Annotated in this window: 13 protein-coding genes; 7 read left to right on the forward strand and 6 right to left on the reverse strand. The window is 62.6% G+C overall.

What is annotated here, in order from left to right:
- Positions 1–65 precede the first annotated feature (65 nt).
- On the reverse strand, positions 66–2,543 hold the full coding sequence (locus tag IPM89_02000) for a PASTA domain-containing protein (protein QQS54653.1): 2,478 nt from the start codon (positions 2,541–2,543) through the stop codon (positions 66–68).
- 390 nt (positions 2,544–2,933) lie between these two features.
- Between IPM89_02000 and IPM89_02005 the strand changes: the two genes are divergently transcribed.
- From IPM89_02005 to aroB, 3 genes are all read left to right on the forward strand, one after another.
- On the forward strand, positions 2,934–3,152 hold the full coding sequence (locus IPM89_02005; GenBank protein QQS54654.1) for a hypothetical protein: 219 nt from the start codon (positions 2,934–2,936) through the stop codon (positions 3,150–3,152).
- Positions 3,153–3,216: 64 nt separating this feature from the next.
- Positions 3,217–3,711 (forward strand): shikimate kinase AroK, encoded by a 495-nt coding sequence (gene aroK, locus IPM89_02010; GenBank protein QQS55742.1) that lies wholly within the window; start codon positions 3,217–3,219, stop codon positions 3,709–3,711.
- 42 nt (positions 3,712–3,753) lie between these two features.
- Positions 3,754–4,830: a 3-dehydroquinate synthase gene (gene aroB / locus IPM89_02015; protein QQS54655.1), complete on the forward strand. Its 1,077-nt coding sequence runs from the start codon at positions 3,754–3,756 to the stop codon at positions 4,828–4,830.
- 15 nt (positions 4,831–4,845) lie between these two features.
- Here aroB and IPM89_02020 read toward each other — a convergent pair whose 3' ends face one another.
- From IPM89_02020 to hemE, 3 genes are all read right to left on the reverse strand, one after another.
- Positions 4,846–5,472 (reverse strand): CBS domain-containing protein, encoded by a 627-nt coding sequence (locus IPM89_02020; protein QQS54656.1) that lies wholly within the window; start codon positions 5,470–5,472, stop codon positions 4,846–4,848.
- A gap of 94 nt (positions 5,473–5,566) precedes the next feature.
- Positions 5,567–6,019 (reverse strand): NUDIX domain-containing protein, encoded by a 453-nt coding sequence (locus tag IPM89_02025; GenBank protein QQS55743.1) that lies wholly within the window; start codon positions 6,017–6,019, stop codon positions 5,567–5,569.
- Positions 6,020–6,024: 5 nt separating this feature from the next.
- Complete coding sequence (gene hemE, locus IPM89_02030) at positions 6,025–7,116, reverse strand: uroporphyrinogen decarboxylase (GenBank protein ID QQS54657.1); 1,092 nt, start codon at positions 7,114–7,116, stop codon at positions 6,025–6,027.
- A gap of 283 nt (positions 7,117–7,399) precedes the next feature.
- On the opposite strand from hemE, the gene IPM89_02035 reads away from it, so the two are divergent.
- Positions 7,400–8,470 carry a histidine kinase gene (locus IPM89_02035; GenBank protein ID QQS54658.1) on the forward strand — a complete coding sequence of 357 codons (1,071 nt, stop codon included), beginning with the start codon at positions 7,400–7,402 and terminating at the stop codon, positions 8,468–8,470.
- 19 nt (positions 8,471–8,489) lie between these two features.
- On the opposite strand, the gene IPM89_02040 is transcribed toward IPM89_02035, so the two are convergent.
- Together IPM89_02040 and IPM89_02045 are read right to left on the reverse strand one after the other, a co-directional pair.
- The gene (locus IPM89_02040; GenBank protein ID QQS54659.1) at positions 8,490–9,524 is read right to left on the reverse strand and encodes a hypothetical protein; all 1,035 of its coding nucleotides are present in this window, start codon (positions 9,522–9,524) and stop codon (positions 8,490–8,492) included.
- Between the two features lie 18 nt (positions 9,525–9,542).
- Positions 9,543–10,142, reverse strand: coding sequence for an HNH endonuclease (locus tag IPM89_02045; protein QQS54660.1), 600 nt, complete (start codon positions 10,140–10,142; stop codon positions 9,543–9,545).
- A gap of 318 nt (positions 10,143–10,460) precedes the next feature.
- Between IPM89_02045 and IPM89_02050 the strand changes: the two genes are divergently transcribed.
- Genes IPM89_02050 through IPM89_02060 form a run of 3 tightly spaced genes read left to right on the forward strand, consistent with a single transcriptional unit; the run spans position 10,461 to position 13,318 of the window.
- Positions 10,461–11,588: an NAD(P) transhydrogenase subunit alpha gene (locus IPM89_02050; protein QQS54661.1), complete on the forward strand. Its 1,128-nt coding sequence runs from the start codon at positions 10,461–10,463 to the stop codon at positions 11,586–11,588.
- 14 nt (positions 11,589–11,602) lie between these two features.
- Complete coding sequence (locus tag IPM89_02055) at positions 11,603–11,905, forward strand: NAD(P) transhydrogenase subunit alpha (GenBank protein QQS54662.1); 303 nt, start codon at positions 11,603–11,605, stop codon at positions 11,903–11,905.
- 3 nt (positions 11,906–11,908) lie between these two features.
- Entirely contained in the window at positions 11,909–13,318 is a 1,410-nt protein-coding gene (locus IPM89_02060; protein QQS54663.1) for an NAD(P)(+) transhydrogenase (Re/Si-specific) subunit beta, read from the forward strand.
- Positions 13,319–13,380: the final 62 nt, after the last annotated feature.

Genomic DNA, 13,380 nt, shown 5'->3' on the forward strand with positions numbered 1-13,380 from the left:
GTTCCCGAATGCGGGTAAAAAAAAGCCGCGATATAAATCGCGGCTCGAAAAGATGACCCGATTATTTATTCGCCAGGGCTTTTTCCACCCGCCTCATCGCCCGAACCCGGGATGATGCCTCCACCCGGTAAAGACTGCGTGGGGTCATTGGAATAAATGGCGTCCACAACTTCGGAATCCGCCCAGTTATCCTTGAAGGCCATTGCCCTCAGCACCACGGTGAGGCTATTCGATCCAGCCAGCGAGGCGGAATCACCGTTGTTGATTATGGTCCCGTGGGTTGGTGTGGGCGTGCTGCCGTCCGTGGTGTAGCTGATGGAAGCGCCCGGCGTGGTGGTGCTGATCCTGACGGACAGCGTGAGGTTTCCGCCTGGCGGATCGAAGGTCGGCGCCGCCACTGTGGCCAGTGGCCCCACGAACCGACCGAAGGCCCACGGCGCCCATTGGCCGTTGGCGTTGATCCCCGAAACCACCGGCACTACGGCAATCACCCGGTTGGTGATCGCTTCGATGACCGAAACCGTATTATCGTCGGTGTTGGCCACGTACACCCGCTTGCTGTCCGGGCTAACCGCGACGCCGTAGGGCTTCTTGCCGACCGGTACGATGTCCACCACGCTGTGGTTGGCGGTGGTGTCGATCACAAACAGGCGATTGCCAGCCCCGTCGGTGACGTACAGCCGGTTACCGTCCGGGCTGACCGCGACGCCGCGTGGCACCAGTGGTTGCGGTGCGCCGCCGAACTCGTCCAGCGCGATGACACCGACCACTCGGTTGAACACCGTCTCAATGACCGACACCGTCCGGTCACCGGAATTGGCCACGTACACCAACATACCGTCGGGATGAACCGCCACACCCTCCGGCGCCCAGCCGACCGCCACCGAACCGACCTGGGTTTTCAGGTCCGCGTCGAAGATTGACAGCGAGCCGACACACTGGTCCGGATTGACGTTGACCGGGGGTCGCGATACCAGAGCGTCGCACTGATCGGGATAAGGATTGGTCGCATCGTCCGAGAACGAGTTGACCGTCCGGTTGGTGACATACACCAGCGGGCGCAACGGGTTGGGATGCGCCGCCACGCCGCGCGGGTAGGAGTTCGCGGCCAAGTTGGGCACGTTCAGATCGATGAACGGCTGGTTGGTGGTGGTGTCGATCACCGACAGGCTGAAGCTGCCTTCGTTGGCCACGAACACCCGTTCGCCGGTGGGGTTGACGGCAACGCCCAGCGGCGCCACGCCGACCGGGATGATGGCGATCACCCGACGCTCGGTCAGATCGATCACCGAGAGCGTCCCGGCGCGTCGGCCGTACTGTGGGCGATTGGCAACATATAGTCGGGTGCCATCCGGGCTGACCGCGATGCCGCTGGGACCGCTGTTGTTGATGCCCGCCGACATGTTATCGACGACCTGATTGATGTCGGGGTTCAGGATCGATACCGTGTTGCCATAGTAATTGGTGATATAAGCCGGTCCACTCAGTAGTCCATAAGCATAGGGACCGAAGGAAATTGTCAGATTGACCCGGCTGTTGATCGGCGCGGTCGCCTCCGGTTGCGGATTCTGGCGGATCACTTGGCCGGCCGGGACGTCCGGGCTGCGCTGGTTGGAGACCACGCCGACCCGCAAATCGGCTTCGATCAGCTTGGCGGTGGCTGCCGCCAGCGTCAGGTTCGCCACGTCGGGAACCGAGGTTTGCGGGCTGGCACCCGGATCTTCCGGCACCGGACCCAGCGATACCACCAGATTGACCGCCCAGCCGACCGGAGCCAGCGCGGTCATCAGCGGGTTTTGACTGATGATGCGGCCCGCTTCGATGGTGTTGCTGGTCTGGCGGGAGACGAAGCCTACCTTCAAGCCGACGTTTTCGAGGAGGACAGTGGCATCGAGTACGGTTAGCCCGACCACGCGCGGGGTGACAACCGGCGGTTGCGAACCGGAAGAGACGATCACGTTGACCGTGGTGTTGTAGCCGATCAATGAGCTGGCGGCGGGGAATTGAGCGGCAACCCGGCCTGCCGGTATGGTGTTGTCGCGCTGCACGGTGATGGAGCCGATGTTGGCCAAACAGGTCGCGAACAGAATCTCGTGGGCGTTCTCGACGGTCTGACCAGTCACGTCGGGCGCGGCGCATTGCTGCGGCCCGGAGAAGCCCTGGGAAATGACTAGGTCGACCGCTGTGCCGGCTTGGACCTGCTCGCCGGCCGCCGGCGTGGTCTGGATGACATTGCCGATCGGCATCGTTACATCCGGTTGCTTCGTGGTGGCGCCGATCGTAAGCCCGGCACCGCGCAGGAGGTATTGCGCCGTGGCTTCGGGTTGGCCGGTCACGTTGGGAACCGTAACGACGCCGGCCGGACCCAGGGATACGGTGAGATTGACGGCGGTACCGGCGGTCACCTGGGTTCCGGACGCCGGGCTTTGATCGATGACGGTATCGGCGGGAGCCTCATCGTCGAATTGCAGGGTTGTCGCGCCGACGCTGAGCCCCGCATTGCGAATGACGGTGCTGGCGCCGGTTTTGGTCAGATCGACCACGTCCGGAACTTTGACATCTGCCGCCGCACTGATTTGTGGGTAAATGACAAGAAAAAAACTTATGAAAATTAACAGGAACGACGTGGAAAAAAACCTGGTTTTTGATCTCATGTTAAAAAGCTCCACGCTTTATCAGGCATTACAGCACAGGTGTATTCGCTCTCTTTTCAGGAAGACACCGTTTCGAAAACCGTGCCGCCCCCCCTTACAACGCCTTTCCTTAATTAGGGAACAAGTATAGCTCTTTTATGACGCTGGCAAACATTCGCGCATACCCGAATTGAGGGTGGCTGCTCGAACCTGGCGGTCCTGTCCGCCCGCCCGCCGCGGCCGACGGATGGGTTGGACCGGGATACAAGGTTGGATTGTGGATGCGAGAAGCCCCCTCCGGTGTTTATACTGCTGAAAATCCGGCTTCGGCAAACCAATCCATACGTTGTTGGCCATCGTATTGAATCGGGAAAGCTTAGCATGCCTTGCAGTGTCGCCCATCTTCTTGAAATGGATAGTATTCCGCTTGCACAAATTGGATACGGTTCAAACGGCTTTTGTTTATTCGGGATTGCTGGCGCAGGCGCGGCGGAAGGGTGTGGTGGTGCAGAGCGTTGAGTGGGGTTGATCGGTGTCCGTCGCCAATGTTTCCGCCATCTCCCGCCTGTTCCTGATCGGCCCGATGGGCGCCGGTAAGACCACCATCGGCCGCCGGTTGGCGCAGGTGCTGAACCGCGAGTTCGTGGACAGCGATCAGGAAATCGAGCAGCGCGCCGGGGCCAGCATCCCGCTCATTTTTGAATTGGAAGGCGAGGCCGGTTTCCGCGCCCGCGAAAAGGCCGTCATCGCCGAACTGACCCAGCGTGCCAATTTGATCCTTGCCACCGGCGGCGGTGCCGTGCTCGACTCCGACAACCGTAACTGTCTGCGCGAGCGCGGCTTTGTCATCTACCTGTGGGCCACGGTGGACGAACAGCTCCTGCGGACCCGCATGGACGGCAACCGCCCGTTGTTGCAGACCGCCGATCCCCGCGCTCGTCTGGCGCAATTATTCGAACAGCGCGACCCAATCTACCGCGCCACCGCCGATCTCGTGATCCAAAGTGACGGCCAGGCGGTGAGAAAGGTGGTGGGGCGGATTCTCGGCGCCCTCAACCGCCAGGGTAGCCCGCGCTGACCAAACCCGCCGCTCCCGCTTGATCTCCGACAGGAACGCCCTATGAAAACCCTGCATGTGGAACTCGGCGACCGCCGTTATCCCATCTACATTGGCCCCGGCCTGCTCGGCCAGCCCGAACTGCTGCGCCCCCATATTCCCGGCCGGCAGGTACTGGTGGTCAGCAACACCACGGTCGCGCCACTGTATCTCGAACGGACCCGCGCCGCGCTGACCGGGTTGCGCCACGAAGCGGTGATCCTGCCCGACGGCGAGCAATATAAAACGCTGGCGGTGCTCGATGAGGTGTTTACCGCCTTGCTGCGGCATCGCTTCGACCGCAACTGCACGATCATGGCGCTCGGCGGCGGGGTGGTCGGCGACATGACTGGTTTCGCGGCGGCCTGTTATCAGCGCGGCGTGCATTTCATCCAGATTCCCACCACGCTGCTGGCGCAGGTGGATTCCTCGGTGGGTGGCAAGACCGCGGTCAATCATCCGCTCGGTAAGAACATGATCGGTGCTTTTTACCAGCCGCGCTGCGTGTTGGCCGACACCGATACGCTCGCCACCCTGCCGGATCGCGAACTGAGTGCCGGCTTGGCCGAGGTCATCAAGTACGGTCTGATCCGCGACTTGTCCTTTCTGGAATGGCTGGAGGCGCACTTGGATGCGCTGCTGGCGCGCGAGGCCGGCGCCCTGAGCGAAGCCATCGAACGCTCCTGCCGCAGCAAGGCCGAGATCGTCGCCGCCGACGAGCGCGAAACCGGCGAGCGCGCCCTGCTCAATCTCGGCCATACCTTCGGCCACGCCATCGAGACCGGCGCTGGCTACGGTGTGTGGTTGCACGGCGAGGCGGTGGCGGCGGGGATGGCGCTGGCGGCCGATCTCTCGGCGCGGCTGGGCTGGCTGAGCGGGGAGCAGGTCGGGCGGATACTGGCGCTGCTGGAGCGTGCCCACCTGCCATCGGCGCCGCCGCCGGACCTGAGCGCCGACGATTTCCTGCGGTTGATGGCGGTGGACAAGAAAGTCCAGAACGGCCACTTGCGGCTGATCCTGCTGCGCGGGCTGGGGCAGGGCGTTATCGTCGGCGACATCGATCCGGTTCGCCTGCGGGAAACCCTGGAGGCGCGGCGCTAGAGGGCCGCGCCGGAATCAGGGCAGCAGGTCGGTGCTGGCGATCGGATGATCGATGCCGGCCCGCTCCAGTTGAGCGAAGGTGGTCGGCTGGTGGGCGGGATCGATGTCCAGCCCGAGCAGCAGACCGATTTGCGACAGCGAGAAAATACCACGCACCGCCGGCTTACCGGTGGCGGGATCGGTATCCACCACCATCGCGTGCTGGCGGTTCATTTGCCGCAGGGTGGAGATGATGTCGCCCACGCGCGCGTTCCGCACATCGTCCATCAGCAGCACTTCCAGCTTGGGTTTGAGTGTCATGATATCGGCGACCCGCAGGTCTTCCCAGTCGCCGCCAGCCTTGGCCAGGATGCGTTCCGGTTTTTCGCCCTCGATGTCGCGGCTGGTCACCAGCCCGACGATTCGGCCGTCGCCGTCGCGCACCAGCAACATGCGCACCCCACGCTTGACCATGATTTCCAGCGCCTTGCTAAGCGGCGTATCCAGTTCGGTGGTGTAGGCGGTGACTTGGCTGAGGTCGGTCATCACCTGCACGGCTGGGTCATCGGTGGAGACGTGGTCGGGCAGATGCTGTTTCGGCCGGAAATAACCGGCGCCGGCTTCCAGATGATGAAACGGGAGCGGCTGGTAGCTAGGGGTCATCGGGGTGGCCTCCATGGAATTGCGCGGTTGCCTTTGAGGCGTTTTTTTAAGAAGTGGGTTGATTGGAAGACCTGGAAGACCGCCAGCGCGGTGTTCAGCGGCGCCGGCTGGATCGAGCCATGACGCCATCGGCCCATTCCAGAATCGCCCGCACTCGCGGCGTTAGCAGGTTCCAGGCTTCGGCGCGGTCGACCCAGCGGTATTCGTTATGCTCCGGCCGCCCCAACTCGGGATTGGGCATGAGCTTGACCTCGGTGCTCGCCGATTCGGCGATGTAGTAACGGGCCACCTTGCGGCCCTGATTATAGGGATGAGTTTCCCGGTAAAGGTCGCCCCAACGGAACCGCAGCCCAGTCAGCGCGGTTTCCTCCTCGACTTCGCGGACGGCTGCTTGCAGCGGCGATTCGGCCACTTCCACCACGCCTTTTGGAAAGTCCCAGTAATTGTAGGCTCTGAGTAAAAGATAGTCGTAACGATCGGCATTCCAATGTACCACCACCACGCCGGATGACAGAATCCGAACGCTGGCTGGCCTGGAACTTGGCATCGAGGTCATCGCGCATCGCCCATGCCGGCGTGCGCGTGATAGGGGACGCTCAACTGCTGCGTTGCCTCGACCAGCACCCGGACATGCTCCGGATCGACTCCTGGCTGGACGCCATGGCCAAGGTTGAAGATGTGGCCCGGTCCGGCGCCATAATCGGCCAGCACCTGGGCGGCTTGCTGGCGGATACGTTCGGGAGCGGCGTACAAGGTGGCCGGGTCAAGGTTGCCCTGTAGCGCCACCCGCGCCCCGACCCGACGGCGGGCGTCGCCCAAGTCCACGGTCCAGTCCACCCCCACCGCATCGCAACCACTGGCGGCCATGTCTTCCAGCCAGGCGCCGCCGCCCTTGGTGAACAGGGTGATCGGCACCGGTCGCTGCTCGGCTTCGCGGGTCAGTCCGGCGACGATGCGGCTCATGTAGGCCAGCGAAAATTCCCGGTAGGCGCGCGGGGCCAGGATGCCGCCCCAGGTGTCGAATATCATCACTGCCTGCGCGCCGGCGGCGATTTGGGCGTTGAGGTAAGTAGTTACCGCCCGGGTGGTTACGTCCAGCAGTCGGTGCAGCAGTTCCGGCTGGTCGTACAGCAGTTCCTTGATGCGGGCATAATCCTTGCTGGAGCCGCCCTCGACCATGTAGGTCGCCAGCGTCCACGGGCTGCCGGTAAAGCCGATCAGCGGGACTCGACCGGCCAGCTCGCGGCGGATCAATCGCACCGCGTCGATCACGTAACGCAGCTCGATTTCCGGGTCGGGTACGCCCAAGCGGGCGATGTCGGCCGCCGCGCGCAGCGGCCGAGCGAACCGCGGGCCTTCCCCTTCGCTGAACGACAGCCCCAGCCCCATGGCGTCGGGCACGGTCAGGATGTCGGAGAATAGAATCGCCGCGTCCAGCGGAAACCGTTCCAGCGGCTGCAAGGTGACTTCGCAGGCCAGCTCCGGAGTCTGGCACAGCGTCAGAAAGCTGCCGGCGCGGGCGCGGGCGGCTCGGTATTCCGGTAAATAACGGCCCGCCTGGCGCATCAGCCAGATCGGGGTGCGGTCCACCGGCTGCCGTAGGAGGGCGCGCAGCAGGCGGTCGTTATGGAGCGAGGTGGTCATGCGTGGCGGAACGGCGGTCCTGGTTGAATGGGATGGGTCGGTTACCTGAGCATGAGGCCGTTCGACACCGCCCGCAGTTCCCGGCTACGTATATTTTATAGTGTGCCAAGGTTCGGTGGTGGCGTCCATGCGTGGCGCGGTTTAGAGACCGCCGACTCTTGGGTGGTGATTATCGGCGGAGTTGACGGCATTATGGCATTGTGGTTCAAGCTGACACTGTTTTGATCCGAGCGCTATAAGATAGTGGCAGTTCTTCATTCATGGCATTGTGATCAAGGTACCCATGCAACGAGCGCCGCGCGGACCTTCCCGGACACGAGAGCCCGTGTCCGGGTTTCTACCCGATTTTTGCGCCAACCCCACGGTCTTCCTGACCATTCTGTTGGCCGAGTTATTCGCCTTGGTGCTGGCGCTGAGCGAAGCCGACCGCCTGGGTGACTTCTGGAATCGATTGGCGCTGATTTCGCTGTTCGTGCAGTGGGTAGTGCTGGGGGCCGCCGCCGCTTTGTGTTTGTGTCGGCGCTGGCTCAATCGGCTCAAGGTAACCGCCGCCACCTTGGCCGTGTTCGGCCTGACTCAATTGGTCACCTTGAGCTTCTCGGTCCTTGGTTGGTGGTTTCTCGAGCCGGGCTGGGAAGCGGCTGGGCTCGCCGCGCCGCCAGCCGCTCTGATCGCTCGCAACCTCGCCATCGGCGGTATCGTTACCTTGCTGGCCCTGCGCTACTTCTATGTCCGCCATCAATGGCAGCGTAATGTCGAGGCCGAGGCCCGCTCCCGGCTGCGCGCCCTGCAAGCGCGCATTCACCCGCACTTCCTGTTCAACACCCTCAACACCATCGCTGGCCTGATCCCGGTTCAGCCGGACCAGGCGGAACAGGCGGTGCTCGATCTGGCCGACCTGCTGCGTTCGGCGTTGGCCCATCAGGAGCGCATCACGCTGGGAGAGGAACTCGAACTGACCCGTCGCTTCATCGCCATCGAGCGGCTGCGCCTCGGCGAGCGGTTGCAAGTAGAGTGGCATCTGGCCGACGGGTTGCCGCTGGCGGCTCCACTGCCGGCACTGCTGCTGCAACCGCTGGTGGAAAATGCCATCCGCCACGGCATCCAGCCCTTGCCGGAGGGTGGCCGGCTGAGCATTCGCATCGAGCGGCGCTCCAGTGCCTTGCGCTTTAGCATTGCCAACCCCTGGGGGGGCGTGGACGGCGGACAAACCGGCGGATCGGGCCAGCGCTTGGCTCAGGATAATATCCGCCAGCGCTTGTTGCTGGCTTTCGGTGCCGCCTGCCAGTTGGAGATCGTGGAAGCGCCCGACCGCTATCAGGTCGCGTTCTCGGTGCCGCTGGGCGAGGAGTGAGCGGCTTTCGGACGCGCGCCTAATCGGTTTCGGCTGGCGGCAGTTCGTCGCGAGTGAAACGGACCAGCGCGCCGATCCGCTGCTCCCCCAGAGAGGCCAGTTCGATCAGGGTGAGGGTTTCCCCCGGTTCCGGCGAGTCCGGGTCGAGCTTGACCCCGAGCCGGTTGAGCCGCAAGCTCAAGGGATGGAGTTGCAGGTAGGTCTCCGGGTGGCCGAGCACCTGCCGCACTTGTTCCAGGTAATCGTCCAGTGTGCCCAATTGCTTGCGGGCGACGATCGACTCACCCTCGGTTTGGGATAACCGCTGCTCCAGTGTCGCCAGCCGGCGCTCGTCGGCATCGGTGGCGGACAGTAGCGGTTGTAAGCCTCGCGCGTGTCCCCGCAGCGCACGCAGCTGCGCTTGCAGTTGCCGCCGCTGCTCTTCCAGGGTTCCGCGCCGTTCGCGCAGTTCGTTGATGCGCTCCAGCGCCCGCGAGGCCAAGAACATCAGCATCCGCTGCCGCAGTTCCTTGCGTAGTTCGGATTCGCTGGCGGCGGGAAAGAATAACTGGTGATTTGAGAAACTGACCTGGATTTGGTGGGCGTCGCGAACCAGGAGATCGCCTGCCAGCGTCATGCCGAAAGTCTCGGTTTCGCGCTTGACCATCAGCAGCAGGGCGAAACATTCCGGTGGTCCGCTCTCCTTGAAGTAGGTCCGCACTCGCGGGTCGAGGTCCAAGGTCGCGCGCAGGCTGTCCACCGTGGCGAAAAAGGCATTGACGCACGGGTCCATGGCCCAGGCTTGGCCACCGAGCGTCAGCGCCGGCGGCAAGCGTCGCAGCATGTCGTCGCAATGGCGTTGCCCGATTTCCACGGCATCCAGCAGTTTTTCGGCGTAGTTGCCCACCAGTCGAATTCGCGGCTCGCTGGCGTCCACCACCTGCTCGATGGAATCCCGCAGCAACGCCAGCCGCTCCTGGCGCAGGCGATGTTCGGCCAAGTGGTGCTGGGCGAAGGCGGCGATGCCGCCGAAGGTGCTGTAAATCTCGTGTAGAAACCCTTGATCGTCCGTCATCGCACATCTCGCGTCGGGTCAGGACAGCCGTGCCAGTCGCTGGTGCAGCGGGCTGGAGCGAGGAAAGTGAGCGCGGAGAAAATCCATCTGATCGGCCAGCACTCGCTTGCCCTGCAAATACACGTATTCCGGGTGATTGGGGGTGAACGGAATCGCCAGCAACTGCATTCTGGCCTGTTCCGGCGTCTTGCCGCCCTTGCGATGGTTGCAGAGCTTGCAGGCGGTGACCACGTTGTTCCAGTGATCGGCGCCGCCTTGCACGAGTGGCCTGACATGGTCGCGGGACAGGTCTCGAATCGCAAAAGTCTCGCCGCAGTACAGACAAGTATTGCAGTCGCGGCGAAACAGCGAGGCGTTCGAGAGAGGGGGCACGTAGTCATGACGGGCACGCAGGCGGGCGTAGGCGCCGCCTCGCGTGGCGATGATGGAGTTGACCGTGATGGCGCTGCGCCGGCCGCTCAGGGTGCTGACGCCGCCGTGTACCGTGTAGAGCGCCATGCCGCAGGTATAGGCCACCTGCTCGGCGTGGTATAAGCGTACCGCCTGCTGGTAATTAATCCATTCCAACGGCATTCCTGTCACATCCGTGTGCAGAACCTGCTGCTCCAATCCGTACATACTTCACCTGTGCCTGTTCCTTATCTCCATCCCATTATCGCCCGCCAACTTGAACCCAGCTTGACACTCCATGGACATAAAAGCCGGCGTCGGGTTGCAAGGGCGACGCCCGGGGTATTGGACATATTTCGAACTCTGCCCATTTGTGATGTTGAAAGTCTAGGCTACTATTCTACGAGTATCGCGCGTTACCCGCTGACGGCGCGCATGCCCACCTTAACACCCTGGCACTCCAAGAGGCTTTAAAAAGCCTTTTTTTCGTGTCAATTTCCGGGCGGGCGGGAGCCCGGTGAAAATCACAATCAGGAGGACAAGATCATGCCTGTTCGTATGGCCGTCCCGAAGGAAACCATTTCGGGCGAACAGCGGGTCGCGCTGGACCCGACGATGGCCGAGCGTTTCACCAAGCTCGGCGTGGAAATCCTGGTGGAAAAAGGCGCGGGTCTCAGCGCCTTTTTCACCGATGAAACCTATGCTAAAAGCAGCCGGTTGGTGGACGGCGCCCAAGCGTTGTATGCCGAGGCCGAGGTAGTCTTCAAGGTGCAGGGACCCACTTTGGAAGAAGTGGAGTTGCTCAAGGACGGTTCGGTTCTGCTGGCCGTGTTGTCGCCGCATCGCAACCCGGAGGTGGTCAAGCGCTTGCGCGACAAGAAGATCACCAGCTTTGCCATGGAACTGATCCCGCGTATCTCGCGCGCCCAGTCGATGGACGTGCTGTCCTCCCAGGCCGCCGTGGCCGGTTACTATGTGGCGTTGCGCGCCGCCAGCCTGGCCAGCGGGTTCTTCCCGATGCTGACCACCGCCGCCGGCACCATCCGCCCGTCCAAGGTGGTCATTGTCGGCGCCGGTGTCGCCGGTTTGCAGGCCATCGCCACCGCCAAACGGCTGGGCGCCATGGTCGAGGCCTACGACATCCGTCCGGCGGCCCGCCAGGAGATCGAATCACTGGGCGCCAAGATGATCGACACCGGGGTCAACGCCGCGGCCGAAGGGGGTTACGCCCGCGAATTGACGGCTGAGGAGAAGCAGAAGCAGGCCGACGTGCTGGCCAAGCATATCGCCGCCGCCAATGCGGTCATCACCACCGCCGCCATTCCTGGGCGGGCGGCGCCGAAGATCGTGACGGCGGCCATGGTGGAGAATATGAAGCGTGGCGCGGTCATCGTCGATCTGGCCGCGGAATCCGGCGGCAACTGTGATTTGACCCGCCCCGGCGAGACCTACGAGCATAACGGCGCCATCATCGACGGTCCGCTCAACATCCCCAGCAACTTCCCGGTTCCGGCCAGCGAAATGTACGCGAAGAATCTGTACAACTTCCTGTCGCCGATGATCAAGGACGGCGCATTGAACCTGGACTGGGACGACGAAGTGATCGCCAAGAGCGCGTTGACCCGTGATGGGCAGGTCGTTCATGAACCCACCCGCAAACTGCTCGAACAATAACCCGGAGACGCACGATGGAAGCAGTGGTTAGCTTTTTTTCTCCCATCTACATCCTGATGCTGGCCGCCATTCTCGGCTATGAAATTATCGGCAAGGTGCCGGTGATCCTGCATACCCCGCTGATGTCCGGCACCAACTTCGTCCACGGCATCGTGTTGGTCGGCGCAATGGTGGCTTTGGGCCAGGCGGAAACCCCCCTGGAGCAGGCTATCGGTTTCCTGGCCGTATTGCTGGGCGCCGGTAATGCGGTCGGCGGCTACTTCGTCACCGAGCGGATGCTGGAAATGTTCAAGAGCAGCAAGGGTCAGGAGAAGTAAGTCATGGGTTACCTGATTGAAACGATTTATTTCCTGACGGCGGTGGTGTTCATCGTCGGCCTCAAGCGGATGTCGCATCCGACCACCGCCCGGAGCGGTATCGTCTGGGCGGGCTATGGGATGGTGCTGGCAACGCTGTTCAGCTTTGCCCACCCGCAAATCCAGGCGGGACCGGGCAATTATGTCCTGATGGTCATCGCCATTGCCGTTGGCGGCGCCATCGCCTGGTATGGCGCCAAGAAAGTGGAAATGACCGCCATGCCGCAGATGATTGCCATTTACAATGGCATGGGCGGCGGCGCGGCGGCGGCGATTGCGGCGGTGGAACTACTGAAGAATCACGGCACTGAGGCGGTGGCTCCGGAAACCCATGTTCTGATCATGGCGGTGGCTGGCGCGCTGATCGGCGCGGTGGCCTTCTCCGGCTCGGTGGTGGCTTTCGGCAAGTTGCAGGAGCTCAAATTCTTCAAGGATGACGCCAAGTTTCGTTTCACTGGGCAGCAGAAGGTCAATGCGGCGATTTTCGGCGCGGCGGTCATACTCGGTTTGGTGATTGCGCTCAATCACAGCTCCAGCGGCCTCCTGATCTCGATCTTCTTCCTGCTGGCGCTGGCGTTTGGCGCGATGATGGCCTTGCCCATCGGTGGCGCGGATATGCCGGTCGTTATCTCGCTGTTCAACGCCTTCACCGGCTTGGCGGTGGCGCTGGAAGGCTTTGTGCTGGGCAACTCGGCGATGATCATTGCCGGCATCATCGTCGGTTCGTCGGGTACCTTGCTGACCCTGATGATGGCCAAGGCCATGAATCGCTCGGTAGCCAACGTGCTGTTCAGCAACTGGGCGGCGCTGGCCAGTGGCGAGGCGCAGGCGGTGACCGGCAGCCTCAAGGCGATGGAGCCGCCGGATGCGGCGATTCAGATGGCCTACGCCGCCAAGGTTATTATCGTGCCCGGTTACGGCATGGCGGTGGCTCAGGCGCAGCACAAGATCTGGGAAATGTGCAAGCTGCTCATGGAACGCGATGTCGTCGTCAAGTTCGCCATTCACCCGGTCGCGGGCCGGATGCCTGGTCACATGAATGTGCTGCTGGCGGAAGCCGGTGTTCCCTACGATCTGATCTTCGACATGGACGAGATCAACGAAGAGTTCTCCACCGCTGACGTGGCGTTGGTCATCGGCGCCAACGACGTGGTGAATCCAGCGGCGCGCACCGACAAAGCCAGCCCGATCTACGGGATGCCGATCCTGAATGTGGATCACGCCAAAAACGTGCAGGTGATCAAGCGCGGCAAGGGTGTGGGCTTCGCGGGCATCGAGAACGCGCTGTTCTTCGCCGACAACACCCGGATGGTGTACGGCGATGCGCAGAAAGTGACGGCGGGACTGATCCAGGGTATCAAGGATCTCGGCTAGCCGTTATCGGGTTTGGACCCAAGCCAGCGGGGCGGCCTTCGGGTCGCCCCGCTTTTTTTGGG

Source organism: Candidatus Competibacteraceae bacterium (genome assembly GCA_016699715.1).
GTDB lineage: Bacteria > Pseudomonadota > Gammaproteobacteria > Competibacterales > Competibacteraceae > Competibacter.